The organism is Mucilaginibacter roseus (assembly GCF_021215455.1).
GTDB classification, from domain to species: domain Bacteria; phylum Bacteroidota; class Bacteroidia; order Sphingobacteriales; family Sphingobacteriaceae; genus Mucilaginibacter; species Mucilaginibacter roseus.
In genome coordinates this window covers 765,315-786,668 of the sequence record NZ_JAJPWV010000002.1, presented here as the reverse complement: position 1 = coordinate 786,668, position 21,354 = coordinate 765,315, and the positions used below count along the sequence as shown (strand labels likewise).

The window sequence follows — 21,354 nt, the reverse complement described above, 5'->3', positions numbered from 1 at the left end:
AATTCTTTTAATGCCTTCACTTAAAATGTTACACTAATACCCAGTGTATAAAATCTTGATAGGGGGTAAGTGCCAACATCAATGCCTGCTGCTGTTGGGCCGGCTGCTGCTACGGTTGCCGTTGGATCACTGGCATCAGTACCGGTTGGCTGACCGATTTCAGGATCCAAGCCTGAGTATTTAGTAATGGTGAACAGGTTTTGTGCTGAAAGCGATATCCTCACCCTGTTTACAGTTAATTTCTTAGCTATATCACCAGGTAAGGTATAACCCAGGGTTACGTTTCTCAGGCGCAGATAGCTACCGTTTTCTACATAAACACTTGAAGGAACGTTGCTTGCGCTGATGTCGTCATTGTAATTAACACGTGCATAACGGTTTGACGGGTTAGTAGGTGTCCAGCGGTTTTCGTAATATTTTACGCCAACGTTTTGAACGCCGACAAAAGGTGATGCCTGAAAGCTTTCAAGATTACGTGCAGCGTAGTTGAAAATTTTGTTACCATAGCTGCCGTAAAAGAAAGCATTAAAATCAAACGCTTTGTAAGTCATATCAAGATTGAAGCCCCCATAAAATTTAGGGATCGGGCTGCCCAAGCTTGTACGGTCGTCAGCGGTGATCTGGCCGTCGCCATTAATGTCTTTGAATTTACGGTCACCCGGAACAGTTGGTTGCGCTGCTGCACCCTGGTAATGTCCGTCCGGAGCTTTAGCGTTTAACGCATCAATTTCAGCCTGAGTTTGGAAGATGCCAAGGCTCTCATAGCCGTAAAATTCACCCACAGGCTGTCCGATGTAAGTGCGGCTAAACTGGTTCCAGCCGTTACCGGATGCACTGCTTAATACTACAAGGTTCATCAAAGAGTTAACGCCTTTGTTGATGCTCAAAAGTTTGTTGTTAACAGTTGTAATATTTAAGCCCAATCCGTAATTAAAATCCTGTGATACTTTTTTGCGATAGTTCAGGGCAACCTCAAAGCCTTGGTTACGTATGCTGCCGGCATTTTGGGCTTGTGTGGTAACACCTGACTGCGAGGCTATCGGTACTTTCAGCAAAAAGTCTTTTGAATCTTTACGATACCAGTCAACTGTAACGGTCAAATCGTTGTTGAGCATGGCGAAATCTACACCGATGTTGGTTTGGCGTGAGGTTTCCCAGGTCAAACCTAAGTTATCAAGATTTTGATAAGCCAAACCAGTTTGATAAGTGCCGCCAAATGGATAGCCTACGTTAGATGCCGAAGTAGCGGGACCGCCTGAACCATAGCGTGCCAGGTATTGAAACAGCGGTATATTTGCCTGGCTGCCTACCTCACCATAACCAACCCTGAATTTCAGATCGGAAAGGAAGTTTACATCTTTCAGGAAATCTTCCTGTTTTGCGCGCCAAGCAAACGATGCGGATGGGAAAACACCGTATTGATTGCCTTGATAAAATCTGGATGAACCGTCTCTCCTGACTGTAGCGGTCAATAAATATTTGTCATCATATTTATAAGTTAAACGGCCAAATTGTGAAGCTAATGTGTAAACCGTTTGGCTGCCAAAAGCCACCAGGTTTTGTACCTGGCTTAAGTCGCGTATGCCGTTGCTCGGTAATTGATTACCATTACCGCCAATGGTTCTGAAGTTGTTTTTCTGCTCAGAAACACCCGCCAATAAATCTAATGAGTGCTTTCCGAACATTTTACTATATGATATAGTATTCTCCCACAGCCACTCGTAAGTGTTGTTTGCACTTTGTGAGTAAGTGTTGTATTGGTTATTACTGGCAACGCCATATTGATCGCGCGTGCGAACATCAGAAGGGGTGAAATAATAACCAGAATAATCGGATGTATTGATACCCAGGTTAGTTTTTACTTTTAAACCGTCAATTATAGTAGCTTCGAGCGATGTGGTGCTCAAAAAATAATTGGTTTGATTTTTAGTGTCAAGTGTTTCAATAAAGTAAACCGGGTTATTCCAGCTTTTGGTATAAATATTTATTGGGTTATAAAAAGCATAATTGCCATTGCCGTCAGTAGCTTCTTTGGTAAATTTGTTGGCGCCGGCTGTAGGTATCAATGCCGCTAATTGCAGCAAGCTTCCTGTACCAAACGGGTTAGCGTTGTTTTGCCTAGAGTATTTCGCGCTGGCATTAGCCTTTAACCACTTATTTACATTGTAGTCTACATTTAAACCTAAGTTTATGCGTTTAAAGAATGAGCCGAGTACGATGCCTTTCTGATCAAAATAACCGGCTGAAAATGCAGTTTGTACCTTTTCGTTACCGCCGCGAATTGCCAGGTTGTAATTTTGCCTTGAACCTGTGCGATAAACGGCATCCTGCCAGTTTATATTGGTTAAAGCAGCCGGGTCGCTCCATTCGGGCAACTTATCTATCGGTGTTTCATTGGCCAGGGTTGCCCATTGTTGTGCGTTAAGCACCTGATATTTTCTTGGCTGAGCCTGTATTGAACCGTTCAGATCGAGGCTAACCTGTACACCATCTTTACGTCCGCGTTTGGTAGTGATGATTACTACACCGTTAGCAGCACGCACACCGTAGATAGCCGTTGCTGATGCATCTTTCAAGATGTCCATAGAGGCTATGTCATTCGGGTTAATGTTGTTCAAACCACCGGTGATCGGGTATCCGTCAACTACGTACAAGGGGTCATTACTACCCAAGCTACCTACACCACGTATTTGTACGCTTACCCCCGCGCCTGGGGCGCCATCGTTATTGGTTACCTGCACACCTGCCGCGCGGCCCTGCAAGGCTTGGTCAAGCTGGGTAACAGGCACTTTGGCAACCTGATCCGCACTAACGGAGCTTACCGAGCCGGTAAGGTCCTTACGCTGGGTGGTGCCGTAACCTACAACCACAATTTCCTGCAGCGACTGGCTGTTTGATAGCAGGGTTACATTTATGGTGCTGCGGCCGTTAACCGGAATTTCCTGTGTGGCATAACCTACATAGGTTACCACCAGTACCGCATCATCAGGCACGTTCAGGCTGTAGGTACCGGTTGGTGTGGTGGTTGTACCTGCGGTGCTGCCCTTTACGCGCACGCTTGCACCGGGAATTGGTCCTGCATTGTCAGAAACGGTACCCGTAACACGTTTGCCCTGAGCATGTGCGCTTAAAAAGGCGAAAGCAGTAAGTAACACAGACAGGTAAAGCCTGAGGCACTTACTGTTCCTGAAAAACAGTAAATTTCTTTTCATGTGATTGTAATTTGATTAGAGGACTGGTTTATAATAATTGTATAAAACAAATTTAACCTACGGCGATAAAGGGGTATAGTATTAAATTACCATTTTTCGATGCTTTTTAATCGCTTTCTGGGCAAAATGTACGGATTTTAGAAATTTCTGCAATCGATGCCAAAAACTGCTTGATAATTGTCTGTTCAACAAATAATAATGATTACGGCCTGTTAAGGCATGTTTTATAGGTATAAACTTATAAGTATAGGCTAATATTAAATAGCATTACATCAACCAATACTTATTTATCAATTGTTTATATTCGCCATTCCAAATATCTGTCTGCATGAAAAAATATGGGCTTATAGGATACCCGCTTTCCCATTCGTTTTCAAAAAAATATTTTACCGAAAAGTTTGAGCGCGAAGGCATAGCCGATTGCGTTTACGAATTGTACCCAATCGAGGCAATCAGCAACTTTAACGAGTTTTTACACCAGCATCCCGACTTATGCGGCCTTAATGTTACCATACCTTATAAGGTTGACGTGATGCAGTATATTGACTGGCTGAATGCTGAAGCCAAGCATGTAGGTGCGGTGAACACTATTCGTATTGATAAGGAGTCGCCGATATCTGTAGCCTTTCAGGGAGAGGTGGGGTTTGGCGGTGACGATTTCAGGCTTGAAGGTTTTAATACAGATATATACGGGTTTGAGGAGTCACTTAAGCCGTTGTTAAAGTCACGCCATAAAAGCGCTTTAGTGCTGGGTAATGGTGGCGCGGCAAAGGCGGTATTTTATGTGCTCGATAAATTAGAGATTCCATATAAAATAATAACCCGCCGCGAGCAAGCCGGAACAATACTTTTTGACCAGCTCACGCCGGAAATGGTAGCCGAAAATAAGCTCATTATTAATACAACACCTTTAGGCACATCGCCCAATGTGGATGAGTGCCCGCCTATACCTTACGAGGCTATAACGGATGACCATTTACTATACGACTTGATCTATAATCCTGAACAAACGCTTTTTATGCAAAAGGGTGCCGAAGCGGGTGCTGACGTAAAAAACGGCCACGAGATGCTGATACTACAGGCAGAACGGGCGTGGGAAATATGGAATTCAACCGAACGCTACCCATGAGGATCATCGCAATAATAAGTGTATTGTTACTCCTGCTTTCTGCTTGCAGCAACGAGGCTGATTACTCGCCGAAGCCGCGGGGATACTTTCGTATATATTATCCGGAGAAAGTGTACCGCCAATACAACGAGAGCTGCCCCTACAGTTTTCAATACCCGGTTTATGCCGATATAAGTGCTGACCCCAAAGCCGTTAACAAGAGCTGCTGGATCAACATGAACTTTAAACAGTTTAACGGTATACTACATTTGAGTTATCAGCCCGTAACCTCAAAAAAGATATTTAATGAGTTGGTAGAAGACGCGCATACCTTCGCTTTTAAGCACACAGTTAAGGCAACATCTATTGATGAAGGGTACATTAATTACCCCGACCGCAAGGTGTACGGCCTTTATTATACCATTGATGGTAACGCGGCTTCATCAATCCAGTTCTTTTTAACCGATAGCACCAAACACTACCTGCGTGGCGCATTGTATTTTAGCAGTGAGCCCCGGCTCGACTCGATACAACCTGTGCTCGATTTTGTAAAGAAGGATGTTGACGTAATGATAAAGAGTTTTAAGTGGAAATGATTGGCGCTGCCATTCCATCAAAATTTATATTAACCGCAACCTTTTCAGGCTAATTTAAATACTTTTGCTGGCATGGCTAAAGTTCAGGTTTTTGTAAACAACCCGTTTCAGGAAAATACTTATCTGTTATATGATGATAGCGGCGAGTGTGTTATTATCGATCCGGGTATGTATACCGGTGCCGAGCAAAATGCAGTGGTAAATTTTATTGCCGAAAATAATCTTAAGCCTGTACTGCTATTAAATACCCATTGCCACATTGACCATGTGCTGGGCAATAAATTTGTTTTCGATCAGTACGGCCTCAAACCAAAGTTTCATATTGGCGAAAGCGTGGTACTTAACCATGCCCCGGTGAGCGCCCAGCAAATGGGCTTCCGTTACGATAATTCGCCTTTGCCTGATGAATACCTGCCTGAAAGCGGCGTTATCAATTTTGGTAATACGGTGCTTGAATTAATATTTGCACCCGGGCATTCGCCTGCGCATCTGTGCTTTTTTGATAAGCACGACAATATACTGATAGGGGGAGATGTGCTTTTCAGGGGCAGCATTGGCCGTACCGATTTGCCGGGCGGTAACCATGCGCAGCTATTAAAAAATATTCGCGAAAAACTTTTTACCCTGCCTGATGATTGTACGGTATACCCGGGTCACGGACCGGAAACTACCATTGGGTTTGAAAAACATTACAATCCCTTTTTTAACGATTAATTAGTTTAACACTGCTGTAATAAATTGAATACCTCGGTATACATAGCCAAACGCTACCTTTTTTCGCGGAAAAAGGTGCATGCCATTAATATCATATCAGGCATATCCATGCTTGGGGTATTTGTGGGCAGCGCGGCGCTGATCATCATCATGTCGGTATTCAACGGGTTTGAAAAAGTGATCCTGAACCTGTACAGCAATTTTAGTCCGGAATTAAAGATTGAGGCCAAGCTGGGCAAAACGTTTAATCCCGATACAATTCATTTTAACGAGTTGCAGAAAGATCAGCGTGTGTTTTCCTACACGCGTGTATTGCAGGAGAAAGCCTTATTGCGATACGGCACTAAGCAGTTCATCGGTACTTTAAAAGGAGTGAGTACCGATTTCCTGAAAAATACCGATCTGGACAGCACTATCTTATCCGGATCATTCACCCTGCGGATGGATGGACGGGATTATGCCGTTATAGGCACAACCATACAGGCAAGCCTTGGTGTAAATGTTTATGACCCTAACGCTAATTTGCAGATATACTCGCCCAGGCGTAATGCAAGTGCATCGGCCAATCCGCTTAACGAGTTTGTGGTACGCAATATAACACCGGTGGGTGTATTTGGCATACAGCAGGATTTTGATGACATTGTAGTTGTTCCGCTCGATTTTGCCCGCGATCTGCTGGATGAGCCAAAGCAGGTATCATCATTAGAGATAAATTTTAAAAAAGGAACAAACATCAATGCCGTTCAGCAGGAGCTGCAGGAAAAAATCGGGCGCAACTTTTATATAAAAAACCGCGCCCAGCAAAATACCGAATTATATAAAACGTTAAACTACGAGCGATGGTCGGTGTTCATGATATTGACCTTTGTTTTGGTTATCGCGTTGTTTAATATTGTAGGCTCGTTAACCATGCTGGTTATTGACAAGAAAAAGGATATTGCCATACTTACCAGCCTGGGTGCCGGCAAAAGGCTTATACAGGGCATATTCTTTTTTGAGGGTATGATGATCTCGGTAGCAGGCTGCATAGCGGGGCTTGTTATAGGGCTCATTTTTTGTATATTACAGCAGCAGTACGGTTTAGTGCGCATCAATGGCTCGTTAATGGTTATTGATGCTTACCCGGTAGATATAAAGGTTATGGATTTTGGCCTGGTGTTTTTAACTGTTATAGCCATAGCGGTAATAGCGTCAGGCATAAGTGCCAGGTTAAGTGTTAAAGGATTAAGTGAAATAAAACAGGATCTATAAATAAATGATGCAATCATCATCTGTTAAATATGTGTTTTTGGCTTGTGCCATTTTACTAACGGCGCTGGCATCATGCAGCGGCGATAAGCATGACGGTAAACCGCATATGTATAAAGGGCTTTACAGTTTCGGGCCCGAGATAAAATCGTTCAGCGAATGTGGGCGCGAAAAGGAGTTTTGGGTTACCGATAGTTCGTCCCAACTGGAGCTACAGTATTCGCAGCTTAATTTTGAAAAGCCTTACGAGCCGGTTTATGTAGAGGTTGAAGGCATTAAAATGCCGTCAGACAAGGATGGGCTGGGTGCCGAATACGACAGCACGCTGGTGGTACGCAAGCTGATCAAGATAACCAAGGTAATACCACAGGATATTTGTCATTAAGCATCGCAAGCAATCATCTTTATTTAAACGTTAAAACAAATTAGCAGCTTGTAGCTTTTTACTATAGCTTTGAGCTTTAACCATGCGGCTTCAGCCCTACAAACTTCTTATCATGGAATCAAAACGTCAGCAAAAATTTGCAGGAGTAATACAACAGGATCTTGCCGCGATATTTCAGCGTGAAGGCGCAGCTTACCTGCCCGATACGCTGGTAACCATAACTAAAGTACGTGTAACGCCGGATTTGGCCATTGCACGTGTGTTTTTGAGCTTTTTTAACAATAATAACACCCAGCAGGCACTGCAACAGGTAAAGTCGCATGCTTCAGAAATACGCTATAAACTGGGTGCACGTATAAAAGACCAGGTGCGAATAATACCGCAGCTGGAGTTTTTTGTAGATGATACCAACGAGTATGTGGAGCGTATGGATAAGCTTTTTGATAAGATAAGCAAAGAGCCCCGCCAGCCCGACACAGAGTAAACTTTTTTAGCCATGGGAAAAGCATCGGTTACATTGGCAGCACACTTGGCAATGGCTGAGGTGCCGGTTTCGGTTGTGGTTGATTTTGATAGCGGAACAGACAAACTTTTTAAGCTTGATCTGACCGCGGCGAATACGAAGCTCACGCCGGAAACGGTTGATAACACAGATGCTTTTAACGATTGGATAATTACGCAGCTCGCCAACGCAGAGTGCCGCTACGCAATTGGCGGCTACCTGGAAAACCGTACCGTTTACAGCCGGAAACAATTGTTTGGCGCAAACGATGATGAGCCGCGAAGTATTCACCTTGGGGTGGATATATGGGCTGCCGCCGGCACCGTTGTGCGTGCAGTGCTTGATGGTACAGTACATAGTTTTGGCGATAATGCCGGTAACGGCGATTATGGCCCAACCATTATTTTACAGCACATTGTAAATGGCCTCACACTGTATAGTTTGTATGGCCATTTAAACCGGAAGGCCCTGCAAAAATTACAGGTAGGGCAGCAGGTACACGCAGGGCAAAAAATAGCAGAGTTTGGCGTTGCGGATGAAAACGGCTATTGGCCGCCGCATCTGCACTTTCAGTTAATGCTGGATATGCAGGGCATGCATGGCGATTTCCCCGGCGTGTGCAAGCCGTCAGAAAAGTCATCATATCTGGATATCATACCTGACCCCAATTTGCTGCTTAACTTTTTGCCAGAGGATTACAGATAGCTCAACCACCATTGTTTATGCGTCATTTTATACCTCATGTACCAGCGGCATGGAAAGTATAGGATGATTATAGCCAGTAACCACATCAAATAAACAAAATACAGAGGTGCTCCCTCTTTGGGCGGAGCACCATTGGTAGCGGCTTTTACTGCCAGGTAAGCAATAAAGGCCATAAGGCGCAATAGGTACAAATGCAGTATGTAGTAAAACATCGGCACGCGGCCAAACACCACCATAATTTTGGTAAAGCCATTTTCAGCATACTCAAATGCGGCTAACAGCAGGTTGCATACACCAAGGGTAATCAGCAGGTAATCTAACGATGGCGGGTATTTTTGTACGTTGATGAACGAGAGTATGGTTCGGTGCCATACGCCCTGATCGGTCCACAGGTTTGGATCGCCATAAATATTGAAAAACCTTAACACCACAAAAACAACCAGTGACGAAAGGCCGATAGTTACCAGGAGTGATCGCCTTTTTGCCGGGTCAAGCTTAAAAATAGGGCCGAATACATAACCCAAAGCCATAACACCAATCCAGGGTATCAGCGGGTAAAGTATAAACGCTTTGATATACCCGGTGATCTGTAAAATGCCCTGCACATGCAAAATGCCCCAAATTGTTCCCCATGGGGTAGGTAACTGCGATACCTTGATGCCATCGAGCGCGTTATGCCCGAATATCATGATCAGGGCAAAGGCGGCTATCACACTGCGCGGTAGGTAGATCAGTCCGGCCAGTACAATCATGCTGACGCCCAGTGCCCATATCACTTGCACAAAAACAAAATCGAACGCGATGTTGAGCGCCCAGCCAAAACGTATAATAGTAAACTCTAAAAAAATAAGCCACAGGCCACGAGTGATCAGAAATTTAGCGGCTTCCCCTTTTGTTTTGCCCCGGCTAAAGGACAGAAATGCTCCGGTACCCGCCAAAAACACAAACGTTGGCGCGCAAAAGTGGGTAATAAACCGGGTAAGGAACAGTGAAGTTGAAGCTTTGGTAAGATCGGTAGGATCAAATTGCTGCGGCATAAAAAAATCGCGTGCATGATCGAGCGCCATGATCACCATAATTAAGCCGCGAACAATATCAATAGAGTCGATCCTCTTTTTAGGCTGAACAACAAAATCGGTCATTGTAATAAAGTTTATGCAACTTACATAAAACTATCTATATACGGGGCGTAAATTTAATTAATAGCGGTACGATATGTAACTTCGCGGTTCAGATGCAAAGAGAGCAGATTTCGGTATTCGATATATTCAAGATAGGCATAGGTCCGTCAAGTTCGCACACATTGGGGCCGTGGCGCGCGGCACAGCAATTTGTACAGCTGCTCACTGATGCTGGCGTGTTGCCGCAAGTAGTGCAGGTTAAGGTGCTGTTATATGGCTCGCTGGCTAAAACCGGTAAGGGCCATGGTACCGATATTGCCATACTGCTCGGCTTGAGCGGTGATGACCCGGTTACTTTTGAGGTTGACCAGGTAGAGCCAAAGGTAAATGAGATCATTGAATCGCGTCAGCTGGTGTTGGGTGATGTAAGGCCGATCAGTTTTTATAAGGAGGATGACCTGCTTTTTCTGTTCAGCGAAAGCCTGCCGTTTCATCCTAACGCGGTAACCTTTCAGGCGTTTTTGAGCAATGGCAAGGCCATGTCGGCCACCTACTATTCAATAGGCGGTGGTTTTGTGGTTAAGGAGGGTGAAGACAATAATGCAAGGTCTGAAGTTGACCTGCCCTTCCCGATAGATACTGCCCGCGACCTGATGGTTTGGTGCATGAAAACCGGCCTTAAAATTTCTGAGGTGGTGATGGAGAATGAATTAGCCTGGCGTACCGAGGCAGAAACGCGTACAGGTGTGCTCAATATCTTCAGGATAATAAAAGAATGTATTTACCGGGGTTGCCATACCGGCGGATCGTTACCCGGTGGCCTTAATGTAGCGCGCCGTGCAGCCAGCCTAAATAAGCGCCTTACCAAAGGCTTGCCTTACAATAATTATGAAGAATGGGTGGAGGTGATCAGGCAGAGTGGCAACAGCTTCCAAAATATACTGGACTGGGTAAGTTGCTTCGCGTTGGCGGTAAACGAGGAGAATGCCTCGTTCGGCAGAGTAGTGACGGCGCCAACCAATGGCGCGGCAGGCGTGATACCCGCGGTGCTGCAATATTACATTGCTTTTTGTGATGGTTTTAGTGAAGAAAAGATTATCCGCTTCATGCTGACGGCATCAGAAATCGGTAGCATTTTCAAAAAGGGTGCCACCATATCAGCCGCTATGGGTGGTTGCCAGGCCGAGATCGGCGTATCATCAGCTATGGCTGCGGCGGCGCTAACTGAATGTTTAGGCGGATCGCAAAGGCAGGTGTTAATGGCCGCCGAAATAGCAATGGAGCATCACCTCGGCCTAACCTGCGACCCTATTGCCGGGCTTGTTCAGGTACCTTGCATTGAGCGTAATACCATGGGCGCTATCAAGGCCATCACGGCATCGCAACTGGCCTTGCAAACCAATCCGGACAATGCCAAAGTAAGCCTTGACGCGGTGGTGAAAACCATGTGGCAAACCGCGCAGGATATGAATTCTAAATACAAAGAAACCTCAGACGGCGGACTGGCAGTAAATATACCCATCAGTTTGCCTGAATGTTAAGCATCAACATAAACAAGTAAAGCACCGCCATGATCAATATATTCCGATCGTACAACCCGATAGTGATAGCGTGGCTGGCCGTGCTTGTTTTTGTTTTGCGCATAGGTTACCTGATTAACACACCCGACAAACTGGAATTTATCTTTGTTGAGTCGTTCTCAAGGCTACTGGTGCCCGTATCATATGAGTACGCTTTATCGCCCTTTTTTAACGTATTGCTGGCCACGTTGCTGGTGTTTATACAGGCTTTGTTGCTCAATACTATGGTTAACTACTTCAACCTGCTCAACAAGCCATCCTACATGCCTGCGCTCATGTACATCACGGTATCAGCGCTGTTTACGCCCTTTTTAAGACTAAGTGCGCCATTGATCTGTAACTTCCTGGTGATATGGTTAATGTATAAGCTATTCAGTTTATATAAGGGCAGCGAGGTTAAATCAACCTGCTATGATCTGGGGTTGATTGTGGCGTTAGGCTCGTTGATCTACCTGCCTTTCAGTTGGTTGTTCCTGGTGGTATTTATCGCGCTCATTATTTTCAGGCCATTTAACTGGCGCGAGTGGGCTGCGGTAATTATAGGCTATGTTACGGTTTTCTTCTTTTTAGCTGTAGTTTATTTTTACAACGACAGGTTGAGCCGTTTTTCGAGTATATGGCTGCCGCTTGGCGGCAAATTCCCTACCAGCATCAGCATAACCAATTATACATATGTGTTGCTGGTGCCTGTGGCGGTGATACTGGTACTTTCAGCTTACAAGTTGCAGCAGGGCTTTTTTAAAAGCTACGTGCACATCCGCAAGTCGTTCCAGTTACTGGTTGCATTTTTTTTAGTTGCAGGTTTGGCTTTTTATGTAAAAACCGAGTTTCAGCTTAATCATTTTTTGCTTTGTGTTGTGCCTGTGGCCATTACTTTTGCCTATTATTTTTTGCACGCAACCAGTCGCTGGTTTTACGAAACGCTGTATTTTTTGTTGGTTGCAGGTATAATTTACTTCCAGTTTAACACTTTTTAACTATAATATTCGTCCTAATTTCAGTGGTTATGTTAGCTTTGTAACATGAAATTTGGAGTTGTTATATTTCCCGGGTCTAATTGCGACGAAGACATCATCTACGTATTAAACCAAATACTGGGTCAGGAGGTAGTTCGCCTTTGGCATAAAGACCACGACCTGCAAGGTTGCGATTTTATAGTACTGCCGGGTGGTTTCTCTTTTGGCGATTATTTGCGTTCAGGCGCTATTGCCCGTTTTTCACCAATTATGCAGGAAGTTATCCAGTTTGCCGCTAAAGGTGGTTATGTAATGGGTATATGCAACGGTTTCCAGATACTGACCGAATCAGGCCTGCTTGAAGGTGCTTTGCTGCATAACAAAAACCGTAAGTTTATTTGCCACAATACTTTTGTATTGCCTCAAACCCAAAACTCACTGCTTACCGCGCAGATAGACGCACAGCGCGTACTTAAAATTCCGGTAGCGCATGGCGAGGGTAATTACTTTGCCGATGCCGATACACTTAAATCAATTAATGATAACGACCAGGTATTGTTCAGGTATTGTGACGAAGCCGGTAACATAACCGATGATGCCAACCCTAACGGTACGCTTGAAAATATTGCAGGTATTACTAATAAAAACCGCAACGTGTTTGGCTTTATGCCACACCCTGAGCGCGCTGCCGATACGGTGCTTGCCAATGAGGATGGCCTGGCTATTTTTGAATCAATACTTTCAATGGTGAAGGCCTGATGGCTAACCTGGTTATTGATATCGGGAATACGCTTACCAAGGTTGCCGTTTTTGAGCAGCAACAACTGCTTGAAACCGGCCACTATGCCGATGCTGATACCGCTTTATTTGATGAGCTCCTTAGCAAATATAATGTTGACAAGGCCATTATATCATCAGTAAAAAAAGATACACCTTACTGGCTGGCTGTATTAAGCACAAGGGTAACGGTTGTACACTTTACGGCAAGTATGGCCAAGCATATCACTAACCATTATCTTACGCCGCACACATTAGGGCTTGACAGGGTTGCCGCAGTTAACGGCGCTGTAAATTTATTCCCCCGCAGAAACAGCCTGGTTATTGATGGCGGAACCACCATCACTTATGATTGGGTTGATGGCGGCGGAAATTATTTTGGCGGCAGTATATCGCCGGGGCTAAATACCCGTTATAAGGCTTTAAACCATTACACATCGGGCTTGCCGCTGGTGGAGGCCGACGGTAGTTTTGAGATGGATTACGGAAACAGCACGCAAACCGCCATACAATCGGGCGTGCAAAATGGCTTAAAATACGAGCTTGCGGGTTTTATTGAAACCTACAGCAAAAAGGATAAACAACTGAACATTATACTAACCGGTGGCGATAGCGATTTTTTTGATACTCTGCTGAAAAATAGCATCTTTGCCCCCCAAATTAATATTGAACCTAATTTGGTTTTAATAGGATTGAATGCCGCATTACTACAACATAATGATTAGATATACCAGGTTATTTGCTACGCTTGTTTTGGTTATAAGCGCACTTGGCGCAAGCGCACAAAACGGATCGACCACGAGTTCACCTTACTCAAAATACGGCATTGGCGATATTGACCCGAACTGGACGCCGCAAATGGCCGGTATGGGTGGTATTGCCACCGCAACCAATTCCATAAGCGGATACTCCACTATAAATACTATCAATCCAGCTTCTTACGCAGCCATAGGCTTGACAACTATTGATGTGGGCGTTTTTGGCAGCAGCCTAAAGCTTACGAGAGATGGACAAGGATCCCAAAAGAGCAGCAATTTCAGGCTTAATCACCTGTTGTTTGCCTTTCCGGTAACCAAGCGTTCGGCCATAAGCTTTGGTTTACAGCCATACAGCCAACGTGGTTATGAGTATACCCAAACCCAGTCAAACTTTGGCACCGGCGACCCTGCCGACACCAACGCAGTTAATTTTAAATACAGCGGCGAGGGCGGTTTAACCAAAGCTCATTTTGGTTACGGTTTCGGCATCGGCAAGCATATTATGCTGGGTGCTAACGTATCGTACATTTTTGGCAGCATGAAAGATTATGGTGTAACATCAATACCGGATCTTTACGGTGCATTTAATACCCGTGTTGAACAAAACAGCAGTGTGCAGGGCTTCAATTACGATTACGGCGCGCAATTTATGTTCAACCTGAGCGAGCGTAATATTATAACATTCGGCTATTCAGGTTCGGCGCCAACAAAGCTTAATATCGAGAACAGCACTTATGTGTCGCATTTTACTACCGGTACCGATGGCAGCGAAAACCTGCCGTTGGATAGCGTAGTAAAAGAAGTAAGCCCTAAATCAAAACTTAAACTACCTTCAATAAACAGGTTCGGCGTATCATTCAAAGCGGGCGACAAGTTGCTTTTAGGCGCTGATTATACTATGGGTAAATGGTCAGAACTATCGGCTACAGGCGATGCTTATCAAACCATCAACCAGGGCATGAAGGATAGCAAAACTTATAACTTTGGCGCGCAATTTACACCTAATGTTAATAAGTTAAATAACTACTGGGCTTTGGTTGATTATCGTGTAGGTTTTATGTATAATCAAACCAACCTGCGTGTAAACAATACCGACATTAACCAATATGCCGCAACGTTTGGTTTAGGCCTGCCTTTGCGCCCAAGCCAAACCAGCAGCAGTTACTATAAGATCAATATTTCGGCAGAAGTAGGTAAGCGCGGCGCGCTTACTAATAGTCTGGTAAAAGAAAACTACATCAATATACGTTTAGGGTTTACACTTAACGATAAGTGGTTTACCCGTTACAAGTTTGATTAATATGTTTTTTAGTCCGCGGAAAAAAACAGCTGCTTTACTATGGTTTGCAATTATTTGCGGCAGTTTGTTTTTTGCTTCGTGCGAAAACGATCTGAAAAAGATAAAAGAGCTTTCGCAGCAGGATATTAAGCCGCAGGAACTAACTACTAATGCCGAAATTACTTATAGTGATTCCGCTCACGTTAAAGCCGTAGTATTTGCCCCTGTACTAATCAATCATAAAATTGATACACCTTACTACGAGATGCCCAAAGGGGTTAAAATCGTATTTTACGATAAGGAATTGAAAGTGATCAACACCCTTACCTCCAATTACGCTATCAGTAAGGATGATAACAATCGTTTTGAGCTTTACAAAAATGTGGTATCAAAAAACGCGCAGGGCGATGTGTTCAAATCAGAGGAATTGATATGGAATGCTAAAACGCAGCTCATCACATCAAGCCAGCCGGTACAAATACTATTTGCGAACGGTAATATCTCCAACGGAACCAATTTTGAGAGTAATCAGGATTTCAGCCATTACACCATGAACCAGACAACCGGTATCTGGAATGTCGACCAAAAGGCAATAGAGTAATAAATAATTTCAACGTCAATTTTGTTTGATAGAATTTTACTAAAAATTGTATCTTGCGCCCTCTTTTTAAATAGTTAATAATTATAGAGTTTATATGGGAATTATGAGTTTTTTGCGTGAGAAGATGGGGGTGATACTCGTCATCGTTATCGGTCTTGCGCTTTTTGCTTTTGTTGCAGGTGAGGTTATTCACTTTGGCGGCTCTTTTTTTAGGGGCGATGCCAATACTATAGGTGTAGTAGCCGACGAAAAAATATCTGTGCAGGAATTTAATCAAAGAGTTGAGCAAAACACGGAGCAGTATAAACAGCAGTCAGGCCAAACCAGCGTTAGCCCGCAAATTTTGGGCTACGTTCAGGAAAATACCTGGAACCAGATGATTAGCCGTTCTATCATCACCAGCCAGATAGCTAAGCTTAACATTACTGTTGGCGAAAGCGAAACAAAATCACTCATTAGCGGCAATAACCCAAGCCCGCAAATTGTGCAGATGTTTGGCAACCCGCAAACCGGCCAGCTTGATCGTGCTCAACTAAACAACGTGCTCAGCAGCGTTAACGCCGCTAAAGATGGCGACCCGATGAAAAAACAATGGCAGGAATTTGTTGCCCAGATCATCGAATCAAAAAAAGCCGAGAAATATGTATCGCTTGTAACCAACGGTCTGTATGTAAACTCACTTGAGGCTACTGATGACTATGAGGCTAAAAACAAGCTTGCTAATTTTCAATACGTGGCGCTTGATTATGCATCAATACCTGATAACAAGGTTACCGTTACTGATGCCGATTATCAGGAATACTATGACGCGCATAAAAAACTTTTTGTAAACAAACAGGAATTGCGCAGCTTTAAATATGTAGCTGTAAACGGCGCTGCCTCTAAAGAGGATAGCACGGCTATTAAAGCCCAAACTGAAAAACTGGCGCAGGATTTTAAAACCAGCAATAACGATTCATTATTTGTTCAGTTAAACTCTGATACCAAAACACCTATCGTTTACCGTAAAAAAGGCCAGCTTGATCCGGCGCTTGATTCGGTAATGTTTAGCGCGGCAAAAGGTTATGTTTATGGCCCATACCTGTCAAACGGTAGCTACAACATCGCTAAGCTTATTGATTCACGCGTTGGCCCGGACTCGGTTAAAGCCAGCCATATCCTTATCTCAGCTCAATCAGCAGGTGGTGAAGAAAAAGCTGCTGCTAAAATCGACTCATTAAAAAAACTTATTCAGGGTGGCCGTTCATTCGATGAGTTGGCTAAACTTTTCTCTGACGATAAGCAGTCGGGCGAAAAAGGTGGCAGCCTGGGCACATTTGGCCGTGGCGCTATGGTGCCTGCTTTTGATGAAGCCGTATTTAATGGCAGCAAAGGCGACCTGAAAGTAGTTACCACTCAGTTTGGTGTTCACCTTATCCGTATCGAAGATCAAAAAGGCAGTGCCAAAGTGGTTAAGGTAGCTATTGTGAACAAGCCAATACAGCCAAGCGAAAAAACCCGTTCAACCGCGTACAGCAAAGCTCAGGCCTTTTTGGCAAGCGTTAACAACGGCGATTTCGATGCAGAAGCGAAAAAAGAAAAACTTACCGTACAGCAAGGTACTGATGTTACCGGTGTAGCAGCAGGTATACCAGGCTTAGATAACGCCCGCGATCTGGTTCGTTGGGTATTTAAATCAGAAGTTGGTGATGTGTCTGAGCAGGTTTTCACCGCCGGCGATCAGTATGTTGTTGCCCAGCTGTCGCAAATTAAACCTGAAGGCCAGTTACCGCTTGAGGCTGTGAAAACTTCAATACTACCTGTAGTACGTAACAAGGTAAAGGCAAAGCAACTGATTGAGAAAATGCAGGGCGCTGTTAACGGTGCATCAAGCATTAACCAGGTAGCGCAAAAAGTTGGTGGTAAGGTTACCCCGGCTCAAAACATAGTAATGGCTAACCCGGTAATACCTGGTGTTGGTGTTGAATACAGCGTTATCGGTTCAGTATTTGGCTCGCAGCCTAAAAAGGTATCAAAACCGGTAGAAGGTAAAAGCGGGATATACGCTTTTGTAGTTGATGGTTTTGTTAAGCCTGCTCCGTTGAGCAACCTGGTTAAGCAAAAACAACAGCTTGCTCAAATGGCGCTACAGCGTTCGCAAGGGCAGTTATTTGAAGCCCTGCAAGATAAGGCGAATGTAAAAGATTACAGAGCCAAGTTCTTATAATCGTATTTTAAAGTAATTTTGTATCCGGGAATGATTATCGTTCCCGGATTTTTTATTTTAAGACAAATGGAAATTCAGGAAAACATTATAAATAAAGTAGCCCAAAGCGGGCTGGTAACGCTTGATCCAGCAGAGTTTTACCAGCAGGGCGAACGTGTGGTTTACGATATCAAAGACAATCTTTTTCACGGGCTTATCCTGAAAGAGAAAGACTTTCGTGACTTCGTAAAAACGCACGACTGGAGCCAGTATCAGGACAAGTTTGTGGCAATAACCTGCACTGCCGACGCCATAGTGCCGGCCTGGGCTTATATGCTGCTGGCCAACCGTATGGCACCTTACGCGCGTGAGGTTGTATTCGGCAATGCTGAAGTACTGGAAACGGTTTTGTTTGTAAAAGCAACCGCCAATCTCGACGTAGAAAAATATCGCGATCAGCGTTTGGTTATTAAAGGTTGCGGTGATGTGCCTGTTCCTGTTGCGGCATATGTTGAATTGGCAAAAAAGCTTACCCCGGTAGCCAAAAGCCTGATGTTTGGTGAGCCTTGTTCAACAGTGCCTATCTACAAACGTAAGGACTGATTTTTAAAGGACGGCAGGTGCTTTGTGCTAAGCCCAAAAACAGGTATGTTAAACTATTGTTATCAGTTTCTGTCAAACCGGTAACGGAATGGCCTAACATAAGCCATCCATTACACAAAAACACGCTGATGAAGAAATTGATCATGATATGTTACCTGCTGCTTATAGCCGGTACCCCAATTTACGCCCAAACGCTCGATAATCTGGACAAGGCGGTATTTGGTGTTGGCGAGCAGCTGGATTATAAACTAAAATACGGCATTTTTACGGCCGCTGAGGCAAATCTTAAAGTTGAAGAAAGCCCGCAGAAGTATGACGGAAAGCCGGCTTATCACATCATAGCCGAGGGCAAAACCGCTGGTACATTCAACGTATTTTACAAGGTGCGTAACCGCTACGAAAGCTTTGTTGACAAAAATACGCTGATGCCCTACTTTTATACCGAGAACCGGAAAGAAGGGAGCTATAAGCATACCGATAAGGTAACCTTTAACCACAAGGACGGTAAAATAAAGGCGGATAAGGGCGAGTTTGAGTTCAAAGGCCAGATGTTTGATTTTGTATCGGCCTATTATTTTGCCCGCTCGCTGGATATATCAAAGATTAAGGTAGGGCAAACGATTGATATGCCTTATTTTTTGGAAGACGGTATTCATAAGCTCAGCATAACTTATATGGGTAAAGAGCAGGTGAAATGTTCAATGGGTACCTTTAACTGTTTAAAGTTTAACCCAACCATTATACCGGGCAAAATATTTAAAAAGAATAGTAAACTGTATCTTTGGATAACCGACGACGCCAACCGCATACCGGTACGTGCGCACGTTGAAGTAATTGTGGGTAGCCTTACCATGGATTTGACCGGGGCTAAAGGGCTTAAATACCCGCTAAATCCTGTTAAAAAGTAATAGTAATGATGATTGAAGTTGGCAATGTGCTGGTGCATGAGGATGTGATTAAGGAGAATTTTGTTTGCAACCTTAATAAATGTAAAGGGGCATGTTGCATAGAAGGCGACTCAGGCGCGCCGCTGCTAAATGAAGAACGCGCTATTCTGGATGAGATTTACCCGAAGGTGAAGCCTTATATGACAGCGAAAGGTATTGCTACCATAGAGCAGGAAGGTACGTATGTTACCGACTTTGAAGGTGATTACACCACTCCATGTGTTGATACTAATAAAGAGTGTGCCTATGTGATTATGGAAAATGGCATCACCAAGTGCGCTATTGAAAAAGCTTACGAAGCCGGGGATATCGACTGGAAAAAACCCATATCATGCCACTTGTACCCTATACGCATAACCGCTTATCCTGAGTTTGATGTTTTGCACTATGATCGCTGGAATATTTGCAGCGATGCCTGCACATTTGGCGATCAGCTAAAGGTACACGTGCACGAGTTTTTGAAAGGGCCGCTTATCCGCAAGTACGGCGAAGAATGGTACAAGGAACTGGAAGAAGCTGTAGCAGCAGAGATATAATAAAAAAGCGATGGTAAATGCCATCGCTTTTTTATTACATATATCGGCTCACCTTTTGGCTTCGGCCTATTAAAAAGTAGAGCAAGCATCCTAAAATTGGTGCAAGCAATACAATTACTATCCAAAGTAGCTTGGTGAACTGATCTTTAAAGTCAGATTTTATAATATCTATCAGCGTAATCAGCGGGATAATCACGATAAATGAAATCAGTATAATCTCCGGAGTGCCTAAATTTAAAAATGCGAGTGCCATAGGTTTATTGATTTTAATGTGATGTATATTATTAAGATACAATCAGGTACGTATTGTTACAATGGTTTAACTAAATAATAGCGAGTAGGCAAAGTGTACCATGATTTACAATTAAATTAAATATTATTGTAAACGCATAAGCTACATCGCAATGAAAAAAGCTCTGATAACAGGTATAACCGGGCAGGACGGCGCATACTTAGCCGAATTTTTGCTCAAGAAGGGTTACGCTGTACATGGGCTTAAACGCAGGTCGTCTTTATTTAACACTGCACGTATCGATCATTTGTACGCCGATCCGCATGAGCCGGATGTGAAGTTCAGGCTGCACTACGGTGATCTTACTGACTCTACAAATTTAATCCGCATCATTCAGGAAGTTCAGCCCGATGAGATATACAACCTGGCCGCGCAAAGCCACGTAAAGGTGAGCTTTGATACGCCGGAGTATACAGCAAATGCCGATGGCATAGGCGTGCTACGCATTTTGGAGGCGGTGCGTTTGTTAGGCCTAACACAAAAAACCAGGATCTACCAAGCCTCAACATCTGAGCTTTACGGCATGGTACAGGCTGTACCGCAAAGCGAAACAACGCCGTTTTATCCACGGTCACCTTATGCTGTAGCCAAATTATACGGTTACTGGATAACCGTTAACTATCGCGAAGCTTATGATATGTACGCTTGCAATGGTGTTTTGTTTAATCACGAAAGCCCGGTGCGTGGCGAAACCTTTGTTACCCGCAAAATAACCCGCGCCGCAGCTCGGATAGCAATGGGGCTGCAAAGTCATCTGTATATGGGTAACTTGTCGGCACAACGTGATTGGGGCCACGCTAAGGATTATGTTGAGGCTATGTGGCTAATGTTGCAGCAGCCCCAGCCGCTTGATTTTGTAATTGCTACCGGCGTTACTACTACCGTGCGCGATTTTATACGGCTTGCATTTGCCGAGTTGGGTATTGACGTAGAGTTTAGCGGAAGAAACGAGAATGAGAAGGGGGTGATAATTGATTTGGATGAGGATCGGCTTGCAGAATTAAATATTGATCAGGCCAAACTTAAGTTCGGCCAAACGGTTGTAAAGGTTGATCCGAAATATTGCCGCCCAACCGAGGTGGAGTTGCTGATAGGGGATGCCACAAAAGCCCGCGAAATATTAGGCTGGATACCAAAGTACGATTTGAATGCGCTGGTTGCTGATATGGTACAGGCCGATCTACTTGAGGTTAAAAAGGATGAACATTTGCAAAAAGGTGGATTTAAGACATTGAATTATTTTGAATAG

General features: G+C 44.1%; 21 protein-coding genes. 18 read left to right on the top strand and 3 right to left on the bottom strand.

The features are described from left to right. Positions 1–20 precede the first annotated feature (20 nt). Entirely contained in the window at positions 21–3,212 is a 3,192-nt protein-coding gene (locus LT679_RS08340; protein WP_232176995.1) for a SusC/RagA family TonB-linked outer membrane protein, read from the bottom strand. A 328-nt stretch (positions 3,213–3,540) separates the two neighbouring features. On the opposite strand from LT679_RS08340, the gene LT679_RS08335 reads away from it, so the two are divergent. The 7 genes from LT679_RS08335 (at position 3,541) to LT679_RS08305 (ending at position 8,470) form a co-directional block, all read left to right on the top strand. Beyond that, positions 3,541–4,341 carry a shikimate dehydrogenase family protein gene (locus tag LT679_RS08335; protein ID WP_232176994.1) on the top strand — a complete coding sequence of 267 codons (801 nt, stop codon included), beginning with the start codon at positions 3,541–3,543 and terminating at the stop codon, positions 4,339–4,341. Beyond that, positions 4,338–4,916: a gliding motility lipoprotein GldD gene (gldD, locus tag LT679_RS08330; protein WP_232176993.1), complete on the top strand. Its 579-nt coding sequence runs from the start codon at positions 4,338–4,340 to the stop codon at positions 4,914–4,916. The genes LT679_RS08335 and gldD overlap by 4 nt, the downstream gene beginning before the upstream one ends. 72 nt (positions 4,917–4,988) lie before the next feature. Further along, positions 4,989–5,630: an MBL fold metallo-hydrolase gene (locus tag LT679_RS08325; protein ID WP_232176992.1), complete on the top strand. Its 642-nt coding sequence runs from the start codon at positions 4,989–4,991 to the stop codon at positions 5,628–5,630. Between the two features lie 24 nt (positions 5,631–5,654). Continuing rightward, on the top strand, positions 5,655–6,881 hold the full coding sequence (locus LT679_RS08320) for an ABC transporter permease (RefSeq protein ID WP_232176991.1): 1,227 nt from the start codon (positions 5,655–5,657) through the stop codon (positions 6,879–6,881). Between the two features lie 4 nt (positions 6,882–6,885). Then, positions 6,886–7,263, top strand: a complete 378-nt coding sequence (locus LT679_RS08315) for a hypothetical protein (protein ID WP_232176990.1) — start codon at positions 6,886–6,888, stop codon at positions 7,261–7,263. Between the two features lie 112 nt (positions 7,264–7,375). After that, the gene (gene rbfA / locus LT679_RS08310) at positions 7,376–7,747 is read left to right on the top strand and encodes a 30S ribosome-binding factor RbfA (protein WP_232176989.1); all 372 of its coding nucleotides are present in this window, start codon (positions 7,376–7,378) and stop codon (positions 7,745–7,747) included. 12 nt (positions 7,748–7,759) lie between these two features. After that, positions 7,760–8,470: a peptidoglycan DD-metalloendopeptidase family protein gene (locus LT679_RS08305; RefSeq protein ID WP_232176988.1), complete on the top strand. Its 711-nt coding sequence runs from the start codon at positions 7,760–7,762 to the stop codon at positions 8,468–8,470. Here the strand turns inward: LT679_RS08305 and LT679_RS08300 are convergent. Then, positions 8,461–9,612, bottom strand: coding sequence for a DUF1624 domain-containing protein (locus LT679_RS08300; protein WP_232176987.1), 1,152 nt, complete (start codon positions 9,610–9,612; stop codon positions 8,461–8,463). The two genes, LT679_RS08305 and LT679_RS08300, sit on opposite strands and share 10 nt — an antisense overlap. 92 nt (positions 9,613–9,704) lie before the next feature. On the opposite strand from LT679_RS08300, the gene LT679_RS08295 reads away from it, so the two are divergent. The 10 genes from LT679_RS08295 (at position 9,705) to LT679_RS08250 (ending at position 19,813) form a co-directional block, all read left to right on the top strand. Then, positions 9,705–11,132 carry an L-serine ammonia-lyase gene (locus LT679_RS08295; protein WP_232176986.1) on the top strand — a complete coding sequence of 476 codons (1,428 nt, stop codon included), beginning with the start codon at positions 9,705–9,707 and terminating at the stop codon, positions 11,130–11,132. Between the two features lie 29 nt (positions 11,133–11,161). Then, positions 11,162–12,148 (top strand): DUF6427 family protein, encoded by a 987-nt coding sequence (locus LT679_RS08290; protein ID WP_232176985.1) that lies wholly within the window; start codon positions 11,162–11,164, stop codon positions 12,146–12,148. 45 nt (positions 12,149–12,193) lie between these two features. Next, entirely contained in the window at positions 12,194–12,886 is a 693-nt protein-coding gene (gene purQ / locus LT679_RS08285; protein ID WP_232176984.1) for a phosphoribosylformylglycinamidine synthase subunit PurQ, read from the top strand. Next, positions 12,886–13,629 carry a type III pantothenate kinase gene (locus LT679_RS08280; RefSeq protein ID WP_232176983.1) on the top strand — a complete coding sequence of 248 codons (744 nt, stop codon included), beginning with the start codon at positions 12,886–12,888 and terminating at the stop codon, positions 13,627–13,629. Before purQ ends, LT679_RS08280 begins: the two co-directional genes overlap by 1 nt. Continuing rightward, positions 13,622–14,962, top strand: coding sequence for a porin family protein (locus LT679_RS08275; RefSeq protein ID WP_232176982.1), 1,341 nt, complete (start codon positions 13,622–13,624; stop codon positions 14,960–14,962). Before LT679_RS08280 ends, LT679_RS08275 begins: the two co-directional genes overlap by 8 nt. Before the next feature lies 1 nt (position 14,963). Then, a complete protein-coding gene (gene lptC, locus LT679_RS08270; protein WP_232176981.1) occupies positions 14,964–15,542 on the top strand; it encodes an LPS export ABC transporter periplasmic protein LptC in 579 nt (192 codons plus the stop codon). 103 nt (positions 15,543–15,645) lie between these two features. Further along, complete coding sequence (locus LT679_RS08265; RefSeq protein WP_232176980.1) at positions 15,646–17,748, top strand: peptidylprolyl isomerase; 2,103 nt, start codon at positions 15,646–15,648, stop codon at positions 17,746–17,748. 66 nt (positions 17,749–17,814) lie between these two features. Then, positions 17,815–18,330 carry a DUF2480 family protein gene (locus LT679_RS08260; RefSeq protein WP_232176979.1) on the top strand — a complete coding sequence of 172 codons (516 nt, stop codon included), beginning with the start codon at positions 17,815–17,817 and terminating at the stop codon, positions 18,328–18,330. A 128-nt stretch (positions 18,331–18,458) separates the two neighbouring features. Further along, a complete protein-coding gene (locus LT679_RS08255; protein ID WP_232176978.1) occupies positions 18,459–19,238 on the top strand; it encodes a DUF3108 domain-containing protein in 780 nt (259 codons plus the stop codon). An 8-nt stretch (positions 19,239–19,246) separates the two neighbouring features. Next, positions 19,247–19,813 (top strand): DUF3109 family protein, encoded by a 567-nt coding sequence (locus LT679_RS08250; RefSeq protein ID WP_232177167.1) that lies wholly within the window; start codon positions 19,247–19,249, stop codon positions 19,811–19,813. Between the two features lie 34 nt (positions 19,814–19,847). On the opposite strand, the gene LT679_RS08245 is transcribed toward LT679_RS08250, so the two are convergent. After that, entirely contained in the window at positions 19,848–20,066 is a 219-nt protein-coding gene (locus LT679_RS08245; protein ID WP_232176977.1) for a PLD nuclease N-terminal domain-containing protein, read from the bottom strand. Positions 20,067–20,217: 151 nt separating this feature from the next. On the opposite strand from LT679_RS08245, the gene gmd reads away from it, so the two are divergent. Then, positions 20,218–21,354, top strand: a complete 1,137-nt coding sequence (gmd, locus tag LT679_RS08240) for a GDP-mannose 4,6-dehydratase (RefSeq protein ID WP_232176976.1) — start codon at positions 20,218–20,220, stop codon at positions 21,352–21,354.